This is a genomic window from Exiguobacterium sp. E4787 (assembly GCF_018618375.1).
Classification (GTDB): Bacteria; Bacillota; Bacilli; order Exiguobacteriales; family Exiguobacteriaceae; genus Exiguobacterium; species Exiguobacterium chiriqhucha.
Genome location: NZ_JACSLY010000002.1, coordinates 151069 through 176218, shown reverse-complemented (window position 1 = coordinate 176218; position 25150 = coordinate 151069). Strand labels below are relative to the sequence as shown.

At 52.5% G+C, this 25150-nt stretch carries 22 protein-coding genes; all 22 read left to right on the top strand.

The features are described from left to right. The first annotated feature begins 107 nt into the window (after positions 1-107). The 22 genes from rimP to KNP80_RS03290 all read left to right on the top strand — a co-directional run bounded on the left by rimP (position 108) and on the right by KNP80_RS03290 (position 25140). Positions 108-578 carry a ribosome maturation factor RimP gene (rimP, locus tag KNP80_RS03395; protein ID WP_021067156.1) on the top strand — a complete coding sequence of 157 codons (471 nt, stop codon included), beginning with the start codon at positions 108-110 and terminating at the stop codon, positions 576-578. Between the two features lie 12 nt (positions 579-590). Beyond that, a complete protein-coding gene (nusA, locus tag KNP80_RS03390; RefSeq protein WP_114165576.1) occupies positions 591-1757 on the top strand; it encodes a transcription termination factor NusA in 1167 nt (388 codons plus the stop codon). Next, entirely contained in the window at positions 1754-2032 is a 279-nt protein-coding gene (rnpM, locus tag KNP80_RS03385; protein ID WP_165569410.1) for an RNase P modulator RnpM, read from the top strand. The genes nusA and rnpM overlap by 4 nt, the downstream gene beginning before the upstream one ends. Continuing rightward, the gene (locus KNP80_RS03380; protein ID WP_021067159.1) at positions 2029-2325 is read left to right on the top strand and encodes a YlxQ family RNA-binding protein; all 297 of its coding nucleotides are present in this window, start codon (positions 2029-2031) and stop codon (positions 2323-2325) included. The genes rnpM and KNP80_RS03380 overlap by 4 nt, the downstream gene beginning before the upstream one ends. A gap of 21 nt (positions 2326-2346) precedes the next feature. Beyond that, positions 2347-4581, top strand: coding sequence for a translation initiation factor IF-2 (gene infB, locus KNP80_RS03375; protein ID WP_214719412.1), 2235 nt, complete (start codon positions 2347-2349; stop codon positions 4579-4581). Between the two features lie 18 nt (positions 4582-4599). Further along, on the top strand, positions 4600-4950 hold the full coding sequence (gene rbfA, locus KNP80_RS03370; protein WP_021067161.1) for a 30S ribosome-binding factor RbfA: 351 nt from the start codon (positions 4600-4602) through the stop codon (positions 4948-4950). A 48-nt stretch (positions 4951-4998) separates the two neighbouring features. After that, a complete protein-coding gene (truB, locus tag KNP80_RS03365; RefSeq protein ID WP_214719411.1) occupies positions 4999-5907 on the top strand; it encodes a tRNA pseudouridine(55) synthase TruB in 909 nt (302 codons plus the stop codon). 15 nt (positions 5908-5922) lie between these two features. Next, positions 5923-6849 (top strand): bifunctional riboflavin kinase/FAD synthetase, encoded by a 927-nt coding sequence (locus KNP80_RS03360; protein WP_214832293.1) that lies wholly within the window; start codon positions 5923-5925, stop codon positions 6847-6849. A gap of 124 nt (positions 6850-6973) precedes the next feature. Continuing rightward, positions 6974-7243 carry a 30S ribosomal protein S15 gene (gene rpsO / locus KNP80_RS03355; protein WP_015881433.1) on the top strand — a complete coding sequence of 90 codons (270 nt, stop codon included), beginning with the start codon at positions 6974-6976 and terminating at the stop codon, positions 7241-7243. A 132-nt stretch (positions 7244-7375) separates the two neighbouring features. Next, positions 7376-9592 (top strand): polyribonucleotide nucleotidyltransferase, encoded by a 2217-nt coding sequence (gene pnp, locus KNP80_RS03350; protein ID WP_021067164.1) that lies wholly within the window; start codon positions 7376-7378, stop codon positions 9590-9592. Positions 9593-9642: 50 nt separating this feature from the next. Continuing rightward, the gene (locus KNP80_RS03345) at positions 9643-10860 is read left to right on the top strand and encodes a M16 family metallopeptidase (RefSeq protein WP_214719409.1); all 1218 of its coding nucleotides are present in this window, start codon (positions 9643-9645) and stop codon (positions 10858-10860) included. Positions 10861-10925: 65 nt separating this feature from the next. Continuing rightward, positions 10926-12404 carry a UDP-N-acetylmuramoyl-L-alanyl-D-glutamate--2,6-diaminopimelate ligase gene (locus KNP80_RS03340; protein ID WP_214719408.1) on the top strand — a complete coding sequence of 493 codons (1479 nt, stop codon included), beginning with the start codon at positions 10926-10928 and terminating at the stop codon, positions 12402-12404. 3 nt (positions 12405-12407) lie between these two features. Next, positions 12408-13661: a lipid II:glycine glycyltransferase FemX gene (locus KNP80_RS03335; protein WP_214719407.1), complete on the top strand. Its 1254-nt coding sequence runs from the start codon at positions 12408-12410 to the stop codon at positions 13659-13661. Continuing rightward, positions 13658-14311: a M15 family metallopeptidase gene (locus KNP80_RS03330; protein WP_021067168.1), complete on the top strand. Its 654-nt coding sequence runs from the start codon at positions 13658-13660 to the stop codon at positions 14309-14311. The genes KNP80_RS03335 and KNP80_RS03330 overlap by 4 nt, the downstream gene beginning before the upstream one ends. A 95-nt stretch (positions 14312-14406) precedes the next feature. Beyond that, complete coding sequence (locus KNP80_RS03325; RefSeq protein ID WP_021067169.1) at positions 14407-16074, top strand: ribonuclease J; 1668 nt, start codon at positions 14407-14409, stop codon at positions 16072-16074. 62 nt (positions 16075-16136) lie between these two features. Beyond that, the gene (locus KNP80_RS03320; protein ID WP_214833646.1) at positions 16137-18311 is read left to right on the top strand and encodes a DNA translocase FtsK; all 2175 of its coding nucleotides are present in this window, start codon (positions 16137-16139) and stop codon (positions 18309-18311) included. Positions 18312-18712: 401 nt separating this feature from the next. Continuing rightward, positions 18713-19432: a GntR family transcriptional regulator gene (locus KNP80_RS03315; protein WP_021067171.1), complete on the top strand. Its 720-nt coding sequence runs from the start codon at positions 18713-18715 to the stop codon at positions 19430-19432. A gap of 128 nt (positions 19433-19560) precedes the next feature. Continuing rightward, positions 19561-20646 (top strand): BMP family lipoprotein, encoded by a 1086-nt coding sequence (locus tag KNP80_RS03310; protein WP_214719403.1) that lies wholly within the window; start codon positions 19561-19563, stop codon positions 20644-20646. Between the two features lie 61 nt (positions 20647-20707). Then, entirely contained in the window at positions 20708-22234 is a 1527-nt protein-coding gene (locus KNP80_RS03305) for an ABC transporter ATP-binding protein (RefSeq protein WP_214719402.1), read from the top strand. Next, entirely contained in the window at positions 22231-23295 is a 1065-nt protein-coding gene (locus KNP80_RS03300; protein ID WP_214719401.1) for an ABC transporter permease, read from the top strand. The genes KNP80_RS03305 and KNP80_RS03300 overlap by 4 nt, the downstream gene beginning before the upstream one ends. Further along, on the top strand, positions 23292-24251 hold the full coding sequence (locus KNP80_RS03295; RefSeq protein WP_214832282.1) for an ABC transporter permease: 960 nt from the start codon (positions 23292-23294) through the stop codon (positions 24249-24251). The genes KNP80_RS03300 and KNP80_RS03295 overlap by 4 nt, the downstream gene beginning before the upstream one ends. Before the next feature lie 82 nt (positions 24252-24333). Beyond that, complete coding sequence (locus KNP80_RS03290) at positions 24334-25140, top strand: thermonuclease family protein (protein ID WP_214719399.1); 807 nt, start codon at positions 24334-24336, stop codon at positions 25138-25140. Positions 25141-25150: the final 10 nt, after the last annotated feature.

Below are 25150 nucleotides of genomic sequence, written 5' to 3'. Positions count from 1 at the left end.
CGGGAAAATATGATATATTGGTATCGAACAATGTTGGATACTACGACGGAAAGGAGTAGGGAACCCTACTCCTTTCTTGTATGTAAAAGCCAGAAGGAGGGATGAGAGTGTCCAAAATAACAGAAGTCGTCGAAGCGATCGCGTTGCCGATCGTGGAGCGTGAGAACATGGAATTGGTCGATGTCGAATTCGTGAAAGAAGGGCCAGACTGGTTCTTGCGCGTCTATATCGACAAGCCGGGGGGCGTCGATTTAGATGATTGCGTCAACATCAACGAACAACTCTCGGAAAAACTAAACGATAGCGATCCGATCGAACAAGCCTATTATCTTGACGTCTCGAGTCCCGGTGCCGAACGACCGCTGAAGAAGCCGACCGACTTTGAACGCGCGATTGGAAAAAACGTCTATATCAAGACGTTTGCCCCGATTGAAGGTGCCAAAGAGTTCGAAGGGATTTTGACGGAATATGACGGCGAGACCGCCATCGTCGAGACACGCATCAAGACAAGAAAAAAAGCGATATCGCTACCGGTAGACAAAATTGCACAAGCCCGCCTAGCGGTCACATTTAGTTAAGGAGAGGTAAAGATGGGGCCACAATTACTCACAACAATCGAACAGATTGCTAACGAAAAAGGAATCGAGAAGGAGATTATCATCGATGCACTTGAGCAGGCGCTCATTTCGGCATACCGCCGAAACGTCGCCAACCCGAATGAAAACGTAAAAGTTGAATTCGACCAAGTGACCGGTGATATTCGCGTCTTCGCACTTCTCGAAGTCGTTGAACGTCTCTCGCATCCCGAGCAACAATTGTCGCTCGAAGAAGCGCATGAGATTGACCCGAACTATGAGTTAGGGGATTTCCATAAAGAAGAAGTCACACCGAGCGACTTCGGTCGCGTCGCGGCGATGACAGCCAAACAAGTCGTCACGCAAAAGATGCGGGAAGCCGAGCGCGAGCGCATCTATAACCATTTCGTCGATAAAGAAGACGAGATCATGACGGGGATTGTGGAACGGTTCGACCCACGCAACTTGTATATCGGTCTTGAAAACAATATCGAAGCGGTGCTCACACCGAACGAGCAGATGCCGAATGAATCGTACCAGATTCATGACCGCATCAAGGTGTATGTCACAAAAGTCGATTCGACGACGAAAGGGTCTGGAGCAGCCATTCAAGTTTCGCGGACGCATCCAGGTCTGTTGCGTCGCCTGTTCGAGCTCGAAGTGCCAGAAATCGCGAGCGGAACGGTCGACGTCATGTCGGTCTCACGCGAAGCGGGTGATCGCTCGAAGATTGCTGTTCATTCAGACATCGTCGATCCAGTCGGTGCTTGTGTCGGTCCGAAAGGGCAACGGGTCCAAACAATCGTCGATGAGCTCAACGGTGAGAAAATCGATATCGTTCGTTGGTCGAACGACCCAAAAGAGTTCGTGAAAAACGCACTCAGCCCGGCTCAAGTCGTTGACGTGTACGTCAATGAACCGAATAAATCGACGACGGTCGTCGTGCCAGACTATCAATTGTCACTCGCCATCGGGAAACGTGGTCAAAACGCCCGTCTTGCCGCTAAGTTGACGGGATGGAAAATTGATATCAAGAGCGAGACCGATGCAGAAGGCATGGACTTGTATGATACGTACGCCGAAAAAGTTGAACCGGAGCCAGAAATTGTTCACAATGAAGTGGAACAGACTGACTCGGTTGACGTCGCCCTCGAGCCGACAACGGTGAAAGAAGAGGAATGACCATGAAGCAAAAGAAACTTCCTTTGCGCAAATGTGTGGTCACGCAAGAAATGTTACCGAAACAAGCGTTGATTCGTGTCGTTCGGACGCCGGAAGGTGACGTCGTCATCGATACGTCCGGTAAATTGAACGGACGTGGTGCGTATTTGTCGAAAGATGCGGATGTGATTCGTTTAGCAGAGAAAAAACGGACACTCGATCATCATTTAAAAGTCAAGACGAGTGACGCGCTTTATGAGCAGCTGCTTCAAGCTGTCACAGGAGCCGAATCATGAGTCAGTGGGAATCATTGTTAGGCCTTGCCGCACGTGCGAGGAAAGTAACGATGGGAGAAGAGTTTGTGTTGAAGGATGTGCGAGCTGGCCGAGCCAAGCTTGTCATCCTTGCCGGAGATGCAGGAGCGTCTACGAGAAAACGGGTTACCGACAAGTGTACATCGTATGGTGTTCCATTGATTGAAGTGAGCGACCGATATACGATCGGGGCTGCTTTAGGTAAAGACATGCGAGTCGTCGTGTCTGTGACAGAATCCGGATTTGCGAACAAGCTTAAGCAACTTCTCTCTTAACTATTAACGGAGGTGGATGCTTTGGGAAAACGCGTCTATGAATTTGCAAAAGAACAGAATGTAACAAGTAAACAAGTCATTACTCAGCTCGAGAAAATGAACAAGCCAGTGAAAAACCACATGGCTGTCTTAGATGAGGAGTCGGTCAAGCAACTCGACCGTGTCTTCAATCCTGAGAAATACCGTTCGGCTGACAAGCAAGAAAAGCCAGCTGCAACGAAACCAGCTGAAACGAAGTCTGCCGAGTCAAAACCCGCTGACACGAAGCCTGCTGCCAAGCAAGAAGCACCGAAAGCACGCCCACAAGCGTCTAGCGGTCAAAGCAACCAAGCTGGCAACCGTGGTGGCAACCGTTTCGGCAACAACCGCAACGACAACCGCAACAAAAAGCGCGGTGGTAAATTCAAAGGCAAGCCTGCGAAAGCAGCTGTGCCGTTAGAAGCGGATCCAAATTCGAAAACGAGTCAGCGTAAAGCAGCTCGTTTAGCGCAAGAGTCTGAAATGGGCAACGTCATCAAGTACGATGATGTCCTCAGCGTATCGGACCTCGCTGCGAAGATGGATAAAAAGCCAAACGAGATCATCATGAAGTTGATGGGTCTTGGTGTCATGGCGACAATCAACCAAACACTTGATGACGAGACGATTGAGTTGCTTGCAACTGAATTCGGTTATGAAGTTGAGAAAGAAGTACTCATCGATGAGACGGACTTTGAAGAAGTAGAAATCGACTTCTCTGAGTATGAGCTTGTTGAGCGTCCAGCTGTCGTCACAATCATGGGTCACGTCGACCACGGTAAGACAACACTTCTTGACTCGATCCGCAACACGAAAGTCGTTGCTGGTGAAGCCGGAGGAATCACGCAGCACATCGGTGCTTATCAAGTTGAAGTCAACGATAAAAAGATCACGTTCCTCGACACACCAGGTCACGCCGCCTTTACGACGATGCGTGCTCGTGGAGCCGAAGTGACGGATATCGCGATTATCGTTGTCGCAGCGGATGACGGCGTCATGCCACAGACAGAAGAAGCCATCTCACATGCGAAAGCGGCTAACGTGCCGATTATCGTCGCTGTGAACAAAATGGATAAAGAAGGCGCAAACCCTGACCGCGTCAAACAAGAATTGACAGAGTTCGGTCTTGTACCGGAAGAGTGGGGCGGCGAAACGATTTTCGTACCGATTTCAGCTTTGAAAGACGAAGGAATCGATGAGTTGCTCGAGATGATCTTGCTCGTTTCTGAAGTCGAAGAGTACAAGTCGACGCCTAAAATGCCAGCTCGCGGTTCGGTCATCGAAGCGAAGCTCGACAAAGGTCGCGGTCCTGTCGCCACGCTTCTCGTTCAACACGGGACACTCCGAATTGGTGACTCAATCGTCGTCGGTAGCACGTTTGGACGCGTCCGGGCCATGGTCAACGATATCGGTCGTCGTGTGAAAGAAGTTGGTCCATCGACACCAATCGAAATTACAGGATTGAACGATGTCCCACAAGCGGGTGACCAGTTCATCGTGTTTGAAGATGAGAAGAAAGCACGTGCAATCGGAGAAAAACGTTACCAACGTTACCTCGAATCACAGCGTCGCGAATCGGCTAAAGTTAGTCTTGATGACTTGTTCAGTCGCATTCAAGAAGGCGAAGTCAAAGATTTGAACGTCATCATCAAAGCAGACGTTCAAGGTTCGGCTGAAGCACTCGCTGGTTCACTCCGTAAAATCGACGTCGCAGGCGTTAAAATCAACATCGTCCACCAAGGTGTCGGTGCCATCACAGAAGGTGACGTCATTCTCGCTTCGGCGGCAAATGCGATCATCATCGGATTCAACGTTCGCCCAGATGGTAACGCCCGGTCGATGGCCGAGCAAGAGCATGTTGAAATGCGTCTGCACCGCATCATCTATAACGCAATCGATGAAATCGAGAGCGCGATGAAAGGGATGCTCGACCCTGAGTTCGTTGAAGAAATCACAGGACAAGTTGAAGTCCGTGACGTCTTTAAAGTCTCGAAAGTCGGTACGATTGCCGGCTGTTACGTCACAGAAGGTAAAATCTCACGCGACGCCGGCGTCCGAATCATCCGTAACGGGATTGTTGTGTACGAAGGAAAACTCGATACGCTTCGCCGCTTCAAAGACGACGTTAAAGAAGTCGCGGCAGGCTACGAGTGTGGGATTAAAGTAGAGAAGTTCGACGATATTAAAGTGGAGGACGTCATCGAGGCGTTCATCATGAAAGAAGTCGAACGTAAATAAAGCGAGGAGGGAACACGTATGAACATTCGTGCCCAACGCGTCGCAGAGCAGATGCGTAAAGAGATTACAGATATCTTGCTCCGTGAAGTCAACGACCCACGTACGAAGAACGCTACAATCACGAGCGTTGATGTGACGGGAGATTTGCAGCAAGCGACAGCCTACTACACGGTGCTCGGAGACGACGCCACGGTGAAGGCTGAAACGCAAGCTGGTCTTGATAAGGCGAGCGCATTTATTCGCCGCGAGATCGGAAGCCGCATCCGTCTTCGGAAAACGCCAGAATTGTCGTTCGAATACGATTCATCGGTCGCATATGGTAGCCATATCGATTCATTGATTCGTGACTTAAATCGGAACGACCAATAAATTGAAGGGGGGACTCGCGTCTCCCCTTTTTTGATGGGAGGAATTCAGATGGAACCAACTGGCGTATTGATTTTAGATAAAGACAGCGGCATGACGAGCCACGACTGTGTGTTCAAGCTCCGTAAATTGTTCCAAACGAAAAAAGTCGGACATACCGGCACGCTTGACCCGGAAGTGACCGGTGTCCTACCGATTTGCCTCGGACGGGCGACAAAGCTGTCTCGTTTTCTGACCGATGAAGGCAAACGGTACGCCGCCGAGATTACAATCGGAACAGCGACGATGACGGAGGACGCACATGGCGAGGTCGTCGAGACGCGCGAGGTCGGTCCCGAGGCGTTCACCGCTGCGGAGATCGATCGTGTCCTTGAGAAGCTGACAGGAAAAATCGAGCAAATCCCGCCTTACTTCTCTGCTGTCAAAGTGAACGGTAAGAAATTGTATGAATACGCCCGAAAAGGTCAGACGGTGGACCGACCGCGCCGCATCGTCGAGATTCACCGCCTCGTCCGGACGAATGAGCCGGTCATCGAAGACGGTGTCTGCCGTTTCCGTGTCGACGTCGAGTGTGGCAAAGGGACGTTCATCCGGACGCTCGCCGTTCAAATCGGGGAGCTGCTCGGCTATCCGGCCCATATGAGCGACTTGCGGCGGACCCGGTCTGGTTCGTTTGAGGAAACGGCCGCCGTCACGTTACAGCAACTGGCCGACTTCGAGACGGTCGAGGAACGAATGAACCACCTCATCCCGCTCGAAGAGGTCATCAAACGTTGGCCGGCCATGACGATTCCAGTCAATCGAGAACGGTATATTCGAAACGGAGGTCGTTTGAACGACGTCTCGCTCGAATTTGAACTGTTTACTGTCTATAATGAAGAAGGAATTCCACTTGCCCTCTATCGACGGCTTGACGGAACAACAGACGCAACTGTCGAGGTCATGTTGACTATCGACTAAAGGGGAGATTGAAGTATGGAAACGATCCATCTGACGTATCCTGAGACACCAGACCTGGTCCCTTCGGTCATGGTGCTCGGATTTTTTGACGGCGTCCACACCGGACATCAGGCCGTGATTCGGCATGCGCAGGGGCAAGCAAAACAGCTTGACGTGCCCGTGACCGTCATCACGTTCGACCCGCACCCGAAACAAGTGTTATCGAACAAACCGGATGCGGTCCGTTATATCACACCGCTCCAGCGGAAATTGAACCGGATTGCCGCACTCGGTGTCGAACGATGCATCGTCATCACGTTCACGAAAGAGTTGGCGAGCCTGTCGCCACAACAGTTCGTGGATGACTATTTGATTGGTGCCGGTGCGGTCCATGTGACGGCAGGTTTTGACTACTCGTACGGTAAATTCGGCGAGGGGACGATGGAAACGCTGCCGTATCATGCGCGCGGTCGCTTCACGACCTCGGTCGTCGCCGAACAGACGAGCGGCGGCGAAAAAGTGTCGTCGACACGGATTCGTCAGTTGCTCGGTGCCGGTGATGTCGAAGTGGCGAGTGAATTGCTCGGTACGCCGTACGTTATCTGCGGGGAAGTCATCCACGGTGACGCCCGAGGCCGGACGATCGGCTACCCGACGGCGAACGTCGTCATGGACGCATCGTATGTTATGCCTCGTCTAGGCGTCTACGCGACGCGTGTACGGCTTCAGGACGGTCGGACGTTCGACGCGATGACGAACGTCGGTCGGCGGCCGACGTTCTATGCGACCGGTGACGTCTCAATCGAGAGCCACTTGTTCGACTTCTCGGAAGATTTATACGGACAATTGATTGAAATCGAATGGATGCACTATTTACGGGACGAGCGGGCGTTCGACGGACTCGACTCGCTCATCGCCCAACTCAAGCAAGATGAGACGGCCGCTCGGGCAATCCTGTCTTGACTTTGGATGGGTGGTACGGTATCCTATTTTGGTACGCAAAGTACACCGCTTCGCTTGGCTGATCGATTCACCAACGTCGGCTCGGCAACGCGGCAATTTTCTATTAAATGGAGGTGGAGAGGCAATGGCACTCTCAAAAGAACGTAAGAACGAAATCATCGCGGAATACGCGACAAAACAAGGTGACACTGGTTCACCGGAAGTTCAAGTTGCAGTATTGACTGAACAAATCAACACTTTAAACGATCATCTTCGTACACACAAGAAAGACCACCACTCACGTCGCGGTCTTTTGAAAATGGTTGGACGTCGCCGTAACTTGCTTACGTACCTTCGTAACAAGGACGTTACACGTTACCGTGAATTGATTCAACGCCTTGGTCTCCGTCGTTAATCCGAACGGACCATGTGACGGGCTGGGACACTTGTTCCTAGTCCGTTTCTTCTTTTTTAGGAGGAAAATCATTAGACATTCATATGAATGAGTTACATAATAAACTAGATAAGGTTTGAGAGGAGAATGTTCATGTTAGGTACGAAACAAGTATTTTCTACAGAATGGGGCGGGCGTCCGCTGTCTGTAGAAGTCGGGCAACTTGCGAAACAAGCAAACGGCTCGGCACTCGTCCGTTATGGGGACACGGTCGTGCTCGCCACGGTCACAGCATCGAAAGCGCCGAAGGATTTAGATTTCTTCCCGCTCACGGTCAACTATGAAGAAAAATTATACTCGGTCGGTAAAATTCCAGGAGGTTTCCTCCGTCGGGAAGGTCGTCCTGGGGAGAACGCGATTTTGACATCGCGCCTCATCGACCGTCCGATCCGTCCGCTTTTCCCGGATGGCTTCCGTCATGATATCCAAGTGATGATTTACGTCATGTCGAACGACCCGGACTGCCCAGCTGAGATGGCCGGCATGCTCGGAACGTCAATCGCACTCTCGATTTCAGACATCCCGTTCGATGGCCCGATCGCCGGTGCGACAGTCGGACGCGTCAACGGTGAGTTCGTCGTCAACCCGACGACGGCTCAGCTCGAACAGACAGACCTCGAACTCCAAGTCGCCGGAACGGCAACTGCAATCAACATGGTTGAAGCAGGCGCCAACGAAGTACCGGAAGACGTCATGCTCGAGTCAATCTTGTTCGGTCATGAAGAAATCAAGAAATTGGTCGCTTTCCAAACGGAAATCGTCGAAGCTGTCGGGAAACCGAAGTTCGAATACACGGTATCGAAGTTTGATGACGCCTTGACGGCTGAGCTTGAAGCAGCTCGTCCAGAAATCAACGCTGCGGTTCAAGTCGAAGAGAAGCATGCGCGTGACGCAGCAATCAACGAAGTGATTGCCAAGTACGTCGCCATCTACGAAGAGCGCCTCGTCGACGAGCCGGCCAAGTTGAAAGAAGTGTCTGGCATCTTGAACAAATTTGTCAAAGATGAAGTTCGCCGTCTCATCACGGTCGATAAAGTTCGTCCGGACGGTCGTCGCCCTGAAGTCATCCGTCCACTTGCGTCGGAAACGGGCTTATTGCCACGCGCCCATGGCGTTGGGTTGTTCACACGTGGACAAACACAAGTCATGTCGGTGGCGACACTCGGCGTCATCGGAGATGCTCAAATCATCGACGGCATCGGTCTCGAAGAGAACAAGCGCTTCATGCACCATTACAACTTCCCGCCGTTCTCGGTCGGAGAAGCTCGTCCGGTGCGTGCGCCAGGTCGTCGTGAAATCGGTCACGGTGCCCTCGGAGAACGTGCGTTGCTCCCGGTCATCCCGAAAGAAGCCGACTTCCCGTACACGATTCGTCTCGTCTCGGAAGTACTCGAGTCGAACGGTTCAAGTTCACAGGCGTCAATCTGTGGCTCGACACTCGCTCTCATGGATGCAGGGGTTCCAATTAAGGCACCGGTTGCCGGGATTGCGATGGGTCTCATCATGGAAGGCGAACATTACACGGTTCTCACGGACATCCAAGGACTCGAAGATCACCTCGGTGACATGGACTTCAAAGTCGCTGGAACGAAAGACGGGATCACGGCGCTCCAAATGGATATCAAAATCGCCGGAATCACGCGTGAGATTTTGGAAGAGGCACTCGAACAAGCACGTTCAGGCCGTCTCCACATCTTGAACCATATGCTTGAGACGCTCGACGCACCGCGTCCGCAGTTGTCGAAGTATGCACCGAAAATCGTGACGATGACGATCAATCCGGATAAGATCCGCGATGTGATTGGACCGGGCGGGAAGATGATTAACAGCATCATCGACCAAACGGGCGTCAAAATCGATATCGAGCAAGACGGAACGGTCTTCATCGCGTCGACCGATCAAGATGGCATCGATATGGCGATGGCCCTTATCGGCGACATCGTCCGTGAAGTCGTCGTCGGCGAAGAGTTCGATGCAACGGTCCGCCGCATCGAGAAGTTCGGTGCGTTCGTCGAATTGTTCAAAGGGAAAGACGCGCTCGTCCACGTCTCTGAGTTCAGCTTAGAGCGTGTCGCGAACGTCGAAGACGTCGTTAAACTCGGCGATACAATCAAAGTCCGTGTGACAGAGATTGACGACAAAGGCCGAGTCAATGCCTCACACAAAGTGCTCATCCTTGAAGGATTGTCACCGGAAGAACGTGAAGCATACGAAGCAAAACGTAAAGCGCAGCGCGAAAGCCGTCCACCACGTGACAGCCGTCCGCCGCGTCGTGACGGAGACCGTCGTCCGCCACGCTCGACAAACTAATCATGATGGCCATCGTCTGGTGCGATGGCCTTTTTCATAGGAGTGATAACATGGAATGGATCACATTAGACAACGGCGTCCGCATCGTGATTGAACCGATGACAGATGTCCGCAGCACGTCGACCGGTGTCTTTATCAAAGCCGGAACTCGCACCGAAGACATGACCGAGATTGGCATCAGCCACTTGATTGAACATATGTTATTTAAAGGAACGAAGACGAGAACGGCAAAAGAGATTGCGTCGTTCTTCGATGAGCTCGGGGGCAGCGTCAACGCGTTCACGTCGAAAGATCACACGTGCTATTACGTGAAGACGCTTGACGAGCACGCGGTCATCGCGTTCGATGCGCTCGCCGACATGCTATTCGATTCGTTATTTGACGAGACGGAGCTCGAGAAAGAGAAGCGGGTCGTCTTAGAAGAGATTAAAATGTATGAGGACACACCGGAAGACCTCGTCCACGAGCTGCTCGCGAAAGCCGTCTATAAGGACGACATCCTCGCCGAACCGATTCTCGGGACGGAAGCGAGCGTCCTCAGCCTATCGCGAGACCAACTGCTCCGTTACGTCACTTCGACGTACACGGGCAATCGTGTTGTCGTTTCAATTGCCGGGCATGTGACCGATGAATTGATTGAGGCGGTCAAGACAAGGTTTGCCGACCTCCCATCAGGGGAATCTCCGAAAGAATCGACGACTCCGATTTTATACAGTGACGTGATGAAAAAACAGAAAGAGACAGAGCAAGCACACCTCTGTTGGAACTTTGAGGCGATTGCCGCCAAAGATGATCGTCTGCCGCATTTGGCCTTAATGAACAATGCCATCGGGGCCACGATGTCATCGCGTCTTTTCCAGTCGATTCGAGAAGAAGAGGGGCTGGCATACTCGATTTACTCGTACTACACGACGTTCGATGACCATGGGACGTTCACAATTTATATCGGGACATCTCCGGATACGCTCGCCCAAGTCGAGACGATTATGACGCGCGAACTTGAGACGTTGATTGCGGACGGATTGTCCGACGAGGAAGTCGAGAAAGGCAAGCGCCAATTGAAAGGGTCGCTCGTCCTCGGGAATGAGAGTACGAGTGCCCGCATGAACCGAAACGGTCGAAACCTCGTCCTGCTCGACGACGTCGAGGACTTGAACGAGGTGCTCGATAAAATCGATCGCATCGATGTGCATGGTGTCAACGCCTTAATCAGAGAGGTGCTCAGCCACGCCCCTGCCAAATCTTATGTCCTTCCGTCCGAAGACTGACTTGAAACCGAATTGTAAGTTCTCTACACTGATTAAGAGGTATTCTTTACTTTGGACAGGAACAGGTGAAAGAAGGGAAAGACTTGAACTTAACGGATTTAGCTAAACACATTCAATTGATTAATCAACCAAACTTACAAGCCATCCCAGTGACCCATGTGACGACCGACTCGAGAGAAGTCGTCCCTGGGACGCTGTTCGTCGCCATCAAAGGCTATACGGTCGACGGTCATGACTATGCCGAATTGGCGGTCAGCAAAGGGGCCGTAGCCGTCGTCAGCGAGCGTCCGCTCTCGTTAAGCGTACCGAACTTGATCGTGCGCGACAGCACACGATCGGTCGGCCTCTTAGCGTCGGCGTTCTATCAGTATCCGTCTGAACAGATGCGTCTGTTCGGGATCACTGGGACGAACGGCAAGACGACGACAACGACGATTCTGCGCGACGTCCTCACCGAGCTCGGTCATAGCACCGGATTGATTGGCACGGTCGAGGTCCGCATCAACGATACGGTCGTTCCAAGTAAAAATACGACACCGCAAAGCTCAGAGCTACAACAATTGCTCGCCCGGATGCACGCAGAAGGCGTGACCGATGTGATGATGGAAGTGTCATCGCACGGACTCGAACTCGGCCGTGTCATCGGGACGGACTTTGATATCGTCGGATTCACGAACTTGACGCACGACCATCTCGATTTCCACGGCACATTCGAGAACTATGCGCGAGCGAAAGGGCTACTGTTCGCACAGCTCGGACAGATGGCGTCACGTCACAAGGTCGCCGTACTGAACGCAGACGACCCATACAGCAAGCTGTATGAGACGATGACAGGGGCGCGAGTAATTACTTATGCGATTGACGCGATGGCAGACGTGACGGCATCAGATATCGTTCAGACGCTGTCAGAGACGAGCTTTTGCCTCAACTATCAAGGCGAACGCCATCCGTTGACGGTTCAATTCATCGGCCGCTTCAACGTGTATAACATTTTGCTCGCGACAGGTTGCCTACTCGCGGCAGGCTATCGCTTGCCCGAAATCGTCCAGGCGCTCGAAGCGATCCATCCGGCCAAAGGGCGGATGCAACGCCTCGATGTGCCGGGCTATAACGTCTATGCGGATTACGCCCACACGCCCGACGGCATCGAGCAATGCTTGAAGTCGCTCGTCGGCGTGCCGAAAGAGAAGATTGTTTTCTTAATCGGGACAGGCGGAAATCGTGACGTTACGAAGCGGCCGACGATGGGAGAGATGGCCTCGAAGTATGCAGGAACGGTCGTCATCACGACGGACGATCCACGCTATGAAGCCTACGACTCAATCACGAGCGGCATCGCTGCCGGGATGACCCACGACAATTTCGTTGAGATCGGGGACCGCGAAGAGGCGGTCCGCTACGCGGCCAAATTGGCCGAGTCCGATAACATCGTCGTCCTGGCCGGCAAAGGACATGAGAAATATCAAATCATTGGCAATGAGAAAATTCCGCTAGATGAAGAAGCGATCGTCCGAGCGACAATTTTGAAGACGGAGGAATCATGATTTATGGCAGTACAACCGATCACCTTGACAGAAAAAGAGCATGACGAGTTCGTCAAAACACATGACCGTGGGGATTTGCTTCAACTCTCAAGTTGGGCCAACGTCAAACGACAAAACGGCTGGTTCGCCGAGCGGATCGCCGTCGCGACCAATGGTGTGACGAGCGGGGTCGCGTTACTCTTGTTCAAACGCGTACCTAAACTTCCGTTCACGCTTTGCTACGCGCCGCGCGGTTTCGTCGTCGACTATGACGATGTGGCTTCGTTGACCGCGTTGACCGAAGAAGCGAAACGGGTCGCCAAAGCGAATAAAGCGATTACCGTGAAAATCGATCCGAATATCGACCGAGACGAAGTGCCAGGCCTGTTGACGGAAATGGCTAGCCTCGGTTTTAACCATAAAGGATACGGCGGCGGGTTCGATTACGCCCAGCCTCGGTTCACGATGGAGACGGACTTGCGTCCGAGCGAGAAAGAGATTTTTGGCAAGTTCCATCATAAGTTCCGCTATAACGTGCGTTTGGCAGAACGAAAAGGAATCGTCTGCACGGAAGTCGGTCGCGATGGTCTCCAGACGTTCGCGGAGTTGATGAAAGTGACGGGTGAGCGGGACGGCTTTGCCATCCGCGGCCTTGATTACTTCGAGAACTTATACGATTGCCTGCAGCCAGGGGACGCGCGTCTGTTCTTGACGAAACTCGAACCGAAGCTCGCGCTGGACCAACAGATGGCCACGCTCGAAAAAGCCGAACGTGACCTCGGCAAGATTGAACGTTCCCTCGAGACGGAGACGGTCGAGAAGAAACGGACAAGTCTGTTGAACCGTCAAAAGCAGACGGGCGAACAGATTGAAAAGATTAAAGCTGCGTTGCCGGAACTGAACGAGTTGCACGACAAGTACCCGAACGGGCTCGTCTTATCGGGCGGTCTGTTGACGTTAGCCGGCCGACGCTCGTATTACTTGTACGGTGCGTCTTCGAACGAGTTCCGTGACTTCATGCCGAACCACCTCATGCAATGGACGATGATGCAAGCGGCCAAGGCGAGCGGGGCCGAACGCTATGATTTCGGTGGCGTATCGGGCAGCACCGACGCCGATGATGAGTATGCGGGTCTGTATGCGTTCAAATCAGGTTGGGGTAGCGATATGATCGAGAAGGTTGGCGAGTTCGATCTAGTCTTGAATCGTCCGCTCTATTTCGCCCTTGAAACAGGATTACCGCTCGTCAAAGGACTCCGTAAACGGTTGCGCCGATGAAATGGACCGGCGTCTTGACGTTCGCGATGACGGCTTTTTTAGTCGGAATCTTTTTAGCGTATACGTTGTCACGTCCGGGGCCGATGCCATGGGTCGATGAACCGACGTTCGAGGCGGGGATGTGTGAGCGCAACTCGCGCTCGGAAGCGGTCATCGTCGAGCGTAGCGAGAAGGCGTTCGCCAAACTGCATCCGCACGTACGAGAGCGGAGTGAATCGTTCGTGCGGCTAGCCTATTCGTGCCTCGGTCTCGAGGTTCGCCTGACGTCAGGATACCGTTCAGCCGATGAGCAGAACGCCCTGTACGCCCAAGGTCGCTCGAAACCAGGTCAAGTCGTGACGAACGCCAAAGCAGGTGAGAGCTACCATAACTATGGCCTTGCCGTCGACTTCGTCATTATTCACAACAACCGCGCCGACTATGATTTGGAGTCGGACCATAATCGGTCGGATGAACCGGATTGGCAAGAACTAGGGGAGCTCGGCAAGGCGCTCGGCTTCGAATGGGGCGGGGATTGGAGAAGTTTTCCTGATTACCCACACTTACAAATGGACTTCGGTTTGTCGATTCGTCAGCTCGCTTCCGGGAAACGTCCGGATGACAAAGCGACGATGCCGCTTGCCGATGTGATGAAACCTCTCGTCGATTGAACGGAAATGTTGGCATATCAGCAGTTTTCCGATACAATATTCAGTAGCGATAAGTGGACGAAACAGAATATGCAACATCTAGGAGGTTTTTGTTAGTGTCAAAGAAGAAGACAGAGAACGTTAGCGTCTTTGCGCTTGGAGGCGTAGGCGAAATCGGGAAGAACATGTACGTCGTGGAACTAGACGACGACATCTTCGTCATCGATGCCGGCCTTATGTTCCCAGGCGATGAGATGCTCGGGATTGATATCGTCATCCCGGACATTACGTATTTGAAAGAAAATAAAGATCGGGTACGCGCGATTTTCATCACACACGGTCACGAAGACCATATCGGTGGACTCAGCTACGTACTCCGTGATTTGAAACACGTTCCCGTATATGGGACGAAATTGACGCTCGGTTTAATCGAGCTCAAATTGAAAGAGGCTGGCTTATTGAAAGAAGTCGACCTCCGATTGATTGACGCAAAAACGAAATTGACTATCGCTGATCATTTCATCACTTTCTTCCGCGTCAACCACTCGATCCCGGATTGTGTCGGGGTCTGTATCCAAACGTCACAAGGCGCCATCGTTCACACGGGCGACTTCAAGTTTGACTACACACCGGTCGATGGGAAACAGTCAGACTTCAACAAGTTGGCGGCCATCGGCCAACGGGGCGTCCTTTGCCTCTTGTCGGATTCGACGAACGCGGAACGTCCGGGTCAAACCGGTTCGGAATCGCTCGTCGGCGCAGAGTTGAACGACGTCATCTATCAAGCCGAAGGCCGCGTCATCGTCGCGTCATTCGCCTCGAACGTGCACCGTCTGCAACAAGTGTTCGCGGCAGCCGAAGCGAACGACCGTAAAGTAGCCGTCGTCGGCCGCAGCATGGTCAATATCGTTGAAGTGGCCCAGAAGCTGAACTACTTGCGCTTCAAGCCGAAGACGCTCGTCGAGCTTTCACAAGTGAATCGCTTGCCTGACAACAAAGTCGTCATCTTGACGACTGGTTCGCAAGGTGAGCCGATGGCAGCCTTGACGCGCATGGCGCGCAACGCCCATAAACAAGTGAACATCCGCCTGAACGATACGGTCGTCATCGCGGCGACGCCGATTCCGGGGAACGAGAAGTCGGTCTCGAAGACGATTGATTTGCTCTTCCGCTCAGGCGCCAACGTCATCTATAACCAACGCAAAGTACACGTCTCTGGACACGGTTCGGCCGAAGAGCTCAAGCTCATGTTGAACCTCGTCAAACCAAAGTACTTCCTCCCGATTCACGGGGAGTACCGGATGCAGATGGCCCACTCGAAACTCGCCGAGCAAGTCGGTGTGAAGTCGAACAACATCTTCATCGTTGAAAAAGGGGATGTCGTTGAGTTCACGGGCCGCAAAGCCCGGATGAGCCGCAAAGTGCCGGCTGGAAACGTCTTAATCGATGGAATCGGTGTCGGGGACGTCGGGAACATCGTGCTCCGTGACCGTCGCCTCTTGTCACAAGACGGTGTCGTTCTCTGTGTCGTCACGTTGAACCGGAAACAGAAGAAATTGATTTCAGGACCTGAACTCATCTCGCGCGGATTCGTCTATATGCGTGAATCGGAAGAGATGATTTCAGAAGCGAACCGCATCGTCACGAAACAGATTGAGAAGAGTCTCCAAGCTGGAAGTGATTGGACCGAGTTGAAATCAAATATCCGCGAACGGCTCAGCGTCTATTTGTACGAGCAGACGAAACGTCGTCCGATGATCTTGCCGATCATCATGGAGATTTAAGGAATTGAGATTAAGGCAAAAGTCATCAGACTTTTGCCTTGTTTTTTTAGGAGGAATCTAAGGTGGCACAAAAAACGAGAAAAACCCCGGTGAAGCGGAAACGACCGACGACGAGACGTGCGAAAAAACAGCCCATCCCACTACGTACATATGGCTGGATCGCCTTCGTCCTGTCGATTACGGCGTTCATCTTCTCCCTGTTCGATTTTGGATGGGTCGGCAATCAGACGTCGCTCCTCGCGACGACGTTGTTCGGGGGCTGGGGGGCACTGACGTATTTGGCAATCGCGTTCACGTTGCTCGTCTTTTTAAACGAGTTTCGTCCGATGCAACGGGCCGGGATCCTATTGTTGTTCACGTCGTTCCTCATGTTCGGGGACTTGGTCTGGGGGGCCGAACGAGGCGAGGTCAACGGGGCGCTCTATCGACTCAACCAATACTTGCTCTCCGACTTCGGAATCATCTTTTTAGGAGCCCTCTGCATGATCGTCGGGATTTCCCTATTATCGCCGACGATTTGGCGGACGATGGGTTCACGGTTACTTGAGACGGGTACGGCCATCAAGCAAGAATGGCACGACCGGGAACGGGTCAAACCGGCTCCAGTGAAGCGTCAGAAGGCCGTCCCGGCCCCGGCGAAGGTCGAGCCGATCCCTGCCGAAGCCGAGCCTGAGGCGGATGCGGTGACGATGCATGATATCCCGATTGTCGGGTTCAGCGAGAAAGTCGTCGCCGAGAAGCGTCCGAAAGTGGAGGAGACGGCCTCTGCTGAAGAAGTGGCCGACCTGCCGACCGAGGATATGATGATGACGGCGTCACAGGATGTGTCAGACACGTATGAGCTGCCGACGTTCACGATTCTCAGTGAACCGGTCGTGACCGACTTGTCCGGTGAGAACGCCCGTTTGAAAGCGAACGCGACGAAACTCGTCCAAACGCTCAAATCGTTCGGTGTCGGTGTGAAAGTATTGAAGATTCATCTCGGTCCGACCGTGACGAAGTATGAACTGCAACCGGATATCGGGGTCAAAGTGAGCCGCATCACGTCGCTCAGTGACGACCTTGCCCTCGCGCTCGCCGCGAAAGATATCCGGATCGAGGCCCCGATTCCTGGCAAAGCGGCCATCGGGATTGAAGTGCCGAACCAGGAAGTGGCGCCGGTCTGTCTCCGTGAAGTGCTCGAGGCCGATCCGGTCAAGCGCGAACAGTCGCCGCTTCTCGTTGCCCTCGGCCGCAGCATCAGCGGCGAGACGGTGACGATCGCCTTGAACAAGATGCCGCATTTGCTCGTCGCCGGTTCGACTGGTTCAGGGAAATCGGTCTGTATCAACGGCATGATCGTGTCACTCTTGATGCGGACGCGTCCTGATGAGGTCCGGCTCATGATGATCGACCCGAAAATGGTCGAGTTGAACGTCTATAACGGTGTCCCGCACTTGTTGACGCCGGTCGTGACCGATCCGAAGAAAGCGGCCCAAGCGCTCAAACAAGTCGTCGCCGAGATGGAGCGGCGCTATGAGCTGTTCAGTCGATACGGCGTCCGGAACATCGAAGGCTATAACGAACTCGTCGATAAGTCGGACGACGAGGACGCGAAGCGTCTGCCGTTCATCGTCGTCATCGTCGATGAGCTCGCCGACTTGATGATGGTCGCCTCGAACGACGTCGAGGACGCGATTATGCGTCTCGCCCAGATGGCTCGGGCAGCTGGCATTCATATGGTACTTGCCACGCAGCGTCCATCAGTCGATGTTATCACCGGTGTCATTAAAGCGAACATCCCGTCACGGATCGCGTTCGCGGTCTCGTCGCAAACGGATTCACGGACGATTCTTGACGGTGGTGGGGCGGAAAAACTGCTCGGACGGGGTGACATGCTCATGCTCGCCAACGGGATGAACAAACCGATTCGTGTCCAAGGTGCGTTCGTCTCGGATCAAGAAGTCGAGACGGTCGTCAATCACGTCATCGCCCAACAACGGGCCCAGTATGTCGAGGCGATGATGCCGAAAGAAGAGGAAGTCACGACGATCGACTCGGACGATTCATTGTTCGAAGAAGTCGTTCAATTCATCTTGACGCAAGAGACGGCTTCCACTTCGATGATTCAACGAAGATTCCGCATCGGTTATAATCGAGCCGCCCGATTGATTGATTCGCTCGAACAGGCTGGATATATCGGGCCGTCAGAAGGCTCAAAGCCGCGGAAAGTGCTCATTAATCAACCAGAGGTATAAATGGTAAAACGAACGATTAGGTATAAGGAATCCTAATCGTTCGTTTTTTATATAATTTCAGATAATCCGGTTCAAACGTGACGATTGGGGTCAACGTCATGTTGGGACAAACTAATATAGCACATCTGACCTATTTGATACATTAAGACATACTACTAAAATCGTTGAACCGCTTTCATTTTTTAATACCGTTTACATTTTACGTTTTCTTTTCAAACGGCTCCACAACAGGTAATATAGACTAAGAGGTATACATAATCCCTTCACATTAAAATATTTCCCTGATTCCGAACAAAAAGTATTGCGTTCTAATTCTCGAATCCCTATACTTAATATTGGCAAGGACATTCATACGTCAGATGTCTGAGCACTGGTTAGAATAGGTAAAGGTGGTGAGGCCCATGTCGATCAAGCTCGATCATCGCTTGCTCTATCTTCGCGTGATTGAGAAAATCAAGCAAGATATCGACGATGGTGTCTATCGTGAAGGAGAGAAGCTTCCTTCAGAGTTCGAGTTGTCGAAGCAACTAGGAGTCAGTCGAGCGACACTCCGGGAAGCCCTTCGTATCCTCGAAGACGAGAAATTTGTCGTGCGGAAACATGGCGTCGGAACATTTATCAGTTCAAAACCCCCGTTCACTTCAGGGATTGAAGAACTGTTCAGTGTCACGGACATGATTATGCGCGCCAAGATGACACCAGGAACGAAAGTATTGGTGGCCGAAAAGGTTCTAGCGACCGAGAGAGAAGCTGAGCGTCTGAAAATTGAACCGAACTCGCCGATTTATCGGATTGTCCGGATTCGTTATGCAGACGAGACACCAGTTGTATACTGTGTCGATAAAATTCCGGCACACCTCGTCTCGAATCCTAAAGCGTTGACGGAAGGTAAGTCGTTGTTTGATGCGCTCGAACAAGAGGTAGGACGTCGGGTCGCTTATGCGATCACGCACATCGAACCGAGTGTGAACGCGGAAATCTCGACGCAACTTCAAACGGACCAACCGTTACTGGCATTAAAGCAATTGCATTACGATGAGAGCGACTTACCGCTGCTCGATTCGGCGAACTTTTTCCGAGCGGACCGCTTCGACTTCCACGTCGTTCGCAAACGCGTCTAAGCACGTTCGTTTTATCCGGAAACGGTTATTTTTGGGGAACAGCGTGAAAGCGCTTTCTTATACCGGTGTAAAGACTACTGATGACATGACAACCTTAATTGTTATGATCCGAAAGGGGAAACACGACGATGAACAAGAAAAAAACGATTCTCTCAGCTTTAGCAGCAGGCCTCACACTCTCAACAGTACTCGCAGCATGTGGCGGGGATGACAATGAAGGTGCTTCAAACAGCGACGGCGGCGGCGAAGGCAGCGACTTCAAAGTAGCCATGGTAACCGACACTGGCGGTGTCGATGATAAATCGTTCAACCAATCAGCTTGGGAAGGTCTTACGAAGTTCGGGAAAGACAACAGCTTGACTGAAAACGAAGGCTTCAAATATCTTCAATCATCAAAACAAGCGGACTATCAGCCAAACTTGCAGCAATTGGCACGCGATAACTTCAACTTGATTTACGGAATCGGCTTCTTGATGGGCGAAGACATCAAAAAAGTTGCTGATCAGTTCCCAGACAACAACTTCGCGATCGTCGACATGGTCGTCGATGCGCCGAACGTCGCATCGATCACGTTCAAAGAGCAAGAAGGTTCATTCCTCGTTGGTGTCGTCGCTGGTCTCACTACGAAAACTGACAAAGTTGGATTCGTCGGTGGTGTTGAGTCTGACTTAATCAAGAAGTTCGAGAACGGTTACAAAGCGGGCGTCATGGCAGTTAACCCTGATGCAACAATCGACGTGAAATACGCTGAAGACTTCAACTCAGCTGAAAAAGGAACTGCCATCGCTTCAGGTATGTACGGAGCAGGATCTGATATCGTGTACCACGCAGCAGGCGGTACTGGGGTAGGGGTATTCACAGAAGCGAAAAACCGTAAGAAGAACGGCGAAGATGTATGGGTCATCGGTGTTGACCGCGACCAATACGAAGAAGGTCTTCCAGAGAACGTAACACTTACGTCAATGGTCAAACGTGTTGACACGGCTACTTACGAAGTATCGAAACTTGCAATGGAAGATAAGTTCCCTGCAGGCGAAATCGTTGAGTTCTCGTTGAAAGACGACGGCGTAGGGATTGCTGAAACTTCTGATGAGAACGTTTCAGCTGACGTCCTCACAAAAGTGGAAGAGTACCGCACACAGTTGATCGACGGTGACATCACGGCTCCAGCGACTGACGCTGAGTTCGAAGAGTTCATGAAAACAGTAAAATAATTCATTGAGTTAGGGGGGACCCATGCGGTCTCCCTTTACTTAAAGTTAGGGGTGGACTTTCTTGGAATATGTAATTGAAATGCTCAATATTCGCAAAGAGTTCGGAACGTTCGTTGCCAACGACAATATCACCCTCCAATTGCGCAAAGGAGAGATTCATGCGTTGCTCGGCGAGAACGGTGCCGGGAAATCGACGCTCATGAACGTCCTGTTCGGCCTTTATCAGCCGGAAGGTGGGGAAATCCGCGTGCGCGGGGAGAAAGTGGACATTGAGAATCCGAACATCGCCAACGACCTTGGAATCGGTATGGTACACCAACACTTCATGCTCGTCGAGAAGTTCACGGTGACCGAGAACATCATCCTCGGCTCAGAGCCGAAGAGCGGATTGACGGTCGACCGGGCCACGGCGCGTAAAAAAGTTATGGAGATTTCGGAACAATACGGTCTCCGCATTGATCCGGACGCTAAAATCGAGGACATCTCGGTCGGGATGCAACAACGTGTCGAAATTTTGAAGACGCTCTATCGCGGCGCTGAAATCTTGATTTTTGACGAGCCAACCGCTGTATTGACGCCACAAGAGATTCAAGAACTCATTCAAATCATGAAGCGTTTGATCGAAGAAGGTAAATCGATCATCTTGATCACGCATAAACTGAAAGAGATCATGCAAGTGGCCGACCGCTGTACGGTTATCCGTCGCGGACGTTATATCGGCACCGTCGATATCGATGAGACGGTCAATGAAGACCGTTTGGCTGAAATGATGGTCGGGCGTGAAGTTAACTTTGATGCGGAATATTCCAAGGCAGATCCACAGCAAGTCGTCCTCGACGTGCAAAAACTCGTCGTCAAAGACAGTCGCGGGCTTGAAGCCGTCGACGGCTTGGATTTACAGATTCGTTCAGGAGAGATTCTCGGAATCGCCGGGATTGACGGAAACGGACAGACCGAGTTGATTGAAGCCATCTCAGGCTTGAAGAAACCGGAGTCTGGAAAAGTATTGTTGAATGGGAAAGACGTGACTGGGTTCACGCCACGTAAAGTGACGGAATCTGGCGTCGGTCACATCCCGCAAGACCGTCATAAACACGGACTCGTCCTCGACTATTCGATTCGGGACAACATGGTCCTCCAAACGTATTACAAAGAGCCGTTCTCGAAGCGTGGTTTGATGAACTATAAAGCTGTGGCTGAGAAAGCGAAGGCGTTGATTGAGAAGTTTGACGTCCGAACTCCATCGGTCGATGTACCGGCCCGTGCCTTATCAGGTGGTAACCAGCAGAAAGCGATTATCGCCCGTGAAGTCGACCGGTCACCTGACTTGTTGATTGCGGCCCAACCGACGCGTGGACTTGACGTCGGTGCAATCGAGTTCATTCATGAACAGCTCATCAAAGAACGTGAGAAAGGACGCGCCGTCCTCTTAATCTCGTTCGAACTCGAAGAGATTTTACACGTCGCGGACCGAGTCGCCGTCTTATATGAAGGTAAGATTGTCGGGATTCGTGATCCGAAAGAAACGACCGAGCAAGAACTCGGCTTCTTGATGGCCGGCGGTAAGAGAGGAGAAGAAACAGTATGAATAAGTTAGGATTCAATCGACTGCTCATCCCGCTCTTGTCGATTTTGATGGGACTTCTCGTTGGGGCAATCGTCATGCTGATTGGCGGCTATGACCCGATTCAAGGATTCTCTTCATTATTCGAAGGTATGGTCGGAAGCCCATATGCAATCGGAGAAACACTTCGTGCCGCAGCGCCGCTCATCTTCTCAGGTTTAGCGGTCGCGTTCGCGTTTCGGACTGGTCTCTTCAACATCGGGGTCGAAGGTCAAGTGTTAATCGGTTGGGTGGCAGCCGTTTATGTCGGAATCAACTTTGATTTACCGATGTTCATCCACCTCCCGCTCGCGCTTCTCGCGGCCATGTTCGCGGCAGCGCTCTGGGCGTTCGTCCCTGGTTTCTTGAAAGCCAAGTTCCACGTCCATGAAGTTATCACATCGATCATGATGAACTATATCGCCTTGTACACGACGAACGCGATTTTGCGTAGCGTCATCGGGGTAACGAACGAACGGACCGAGTCAATCAACGAGTCCGCGTCGCTCGCGTCGCCATGGCTTCAAGAAATGACGCAGTTCTCCCGCTTGCACTGGGGTGTCATCATCGCCGTGCTCGCGGCCATCGTCTATTACTACATCTTGCAACGGACGACGCTCGGTTATGAGCTTCGGGCCGTCGGATTCAACAAACACGCGTCACAATACGCGGGGATGAGCGTCAATCGCAACATCATCCTGTCATTCGTCATCTCAGGTATGTTCGCTGGACTCGCCGGCGCGATGGAAGGCCTTGGTACGTTCAACGGCATGACGCTCAGCGCCTCGTTCACTGGGGTCGGATTCGACGGGATCGCCGTCGCCCTTCTCGGTGCGAACACGGCCATCGGTGTCGTCTTGGCAGCCATCTTGTTCGCCGGACTCAACATCGGTGGACTCGCGATGCAGCTCGGTGCCAACATTCCGTCTGAGCTCGTCAAAGTCATCATCGCGGCCATCGTCATCTTCGTGGCGTCGGGTTATGCGTTCAACTACGTGATTGACAAATTCAAAGGAAATCGTAAGAAAGGAGTGGAGAAAAAATGAGCTTCTTAGAAGTCCTCTATATCGTCGTCCCGGTCGCGTTGGCCTATGCGACTCCACTCATCATCGCGGCGCTCGGCGGCATCTTCAGTGAACGTTCGGGTGTCGTCAACATCGCCTTGGAAGGCATCATGGTCATCGGTGCCGCCACGGGCATCATCACGACGCTCACGTTGACGGAGATGGGGCTTGGTGGTCTCAGTCCTTGGATTGCGCTCTTGGTCGCCATGGTCGTCGGTGCGCTCTTCTCGCTCTTCTTGGCAGTGCCGGCCATCCTTTGGCGCGCTGACCAGACGGTGCTCGGGGTCGCCATCAACATGCTCGCGATCGGTCTCGCCATCTTCGTCGTCCGTGTCCTCTACAACAAAGGACAAACCGATTTCATCGAGTATCGGATTGCGAAAGAGAACGTGCCGATTTTATCGGATATCCCGGTACTTCGTATGTTCTTCATCAACGTCCAGTACACGTCGTTCATCGCCATCGCGCTCGCGTTCGTCGTCTGGTTCGTCATCTTCAAGACGCCGTTCGGCCTTCGTCTCCGCTCGGTCGGGGAACACCCGATGGCGGCTGACACGATGGGAATCAACGTCACGAAAATGCGCTTCATGGGCGTCATGCTCTCAGGTGCGTTCGGCGGTCTCGCCGGTGCGGTCTACGCCGTCACGGTCACGACGAACTTCAGTGGGACGACGATTGTCGGTCAAGGTTTCTTGGCCATCGCCGCCATGATCTTCGGGAAGTGGAACCCGCTCGGCGCGCTCGGAGCTGGCCTCTTCTTCGGTTTCGCCCAAGCGTTGTCGATCATCGGCAGTAACTTGCCGGTCATCAGCAACGTGCCGCAAGTGTTGCTCTTGATTGCACCGTATGCGCTTACGATTCTTGCCCTCGCGGGTGTCGTCGGACGTGCGGATGCACCGAAATCGGTCGGTATCCCATATATTAAAGGGAAACGCTAATCACCAAAAGGACAAATGTCCATTTCACCAAGGTTGTTTGACGCTTAAGTCAAACAACCTTTTTTGTTATACTGGTGTAGAGGTGAGACAATTGAAAAAATGGTGGCAACTGCTGATCGCTGTCGTGCTGAGCATCTCGCTCGCAGGCTGCTCAGTCGATGACTGGTTCGCTGAACAAATCGACCCGCCGGAGTCGCTCGTCGAACTCGAGGCCGACTTTCCGTCGGCGTCGGTCACGCAACAAGTCGCGCGGCCGCTCGGGAAGACCGAGACGGTCACGCTCGACCGCGTCATCGACGGGGACACGCTCAAAGTCGAGTTTGAGAACGGAGCGACCGAATCGATTCGCCTTCTGCTCGTCGATACACCGGAGACGAGCCATCCGACGCTACCGGTCCAGCCGTTCGGAGAGGATGCGAAATCATTCGTCGAACGGTGGCTGCCGGAAGGGGATACGATCACGCTCGAGTATGATGTCGGGCGCTACGATCGCTATCAACGGACGCTCGCCTACGTCTGGTACGACGATGCGATGCTGAACGAGGAATTGTTACGTCGCGGTCTGGCGCGCGTCGCCTATGTATACGCGCCGAACACGCAACACGTCGATGCGTTCCGGGACGTCGAACAGGCCGCGCGTCGGGAATTGCTCGGGATTTGGAGTCTCGAGGATTATGTGACCGGCAACGGATTCGACCACGAGGCGACCGAGCCGGCCCAGCCGAAACGAGACACGGATGGATGTGACATTAAAGGGAATATCAATCGGGACGGAGAGAAGATTTATCACGTTCCGGGCGGGGCGAGCTATGAGCGCACGATCCCGGAAGAGATGTTCTGTACAGAAGAAGAGGCGCGGGAGGCCGGTTTCCGCAAAGCGACACGTTAAAAAAAGACAT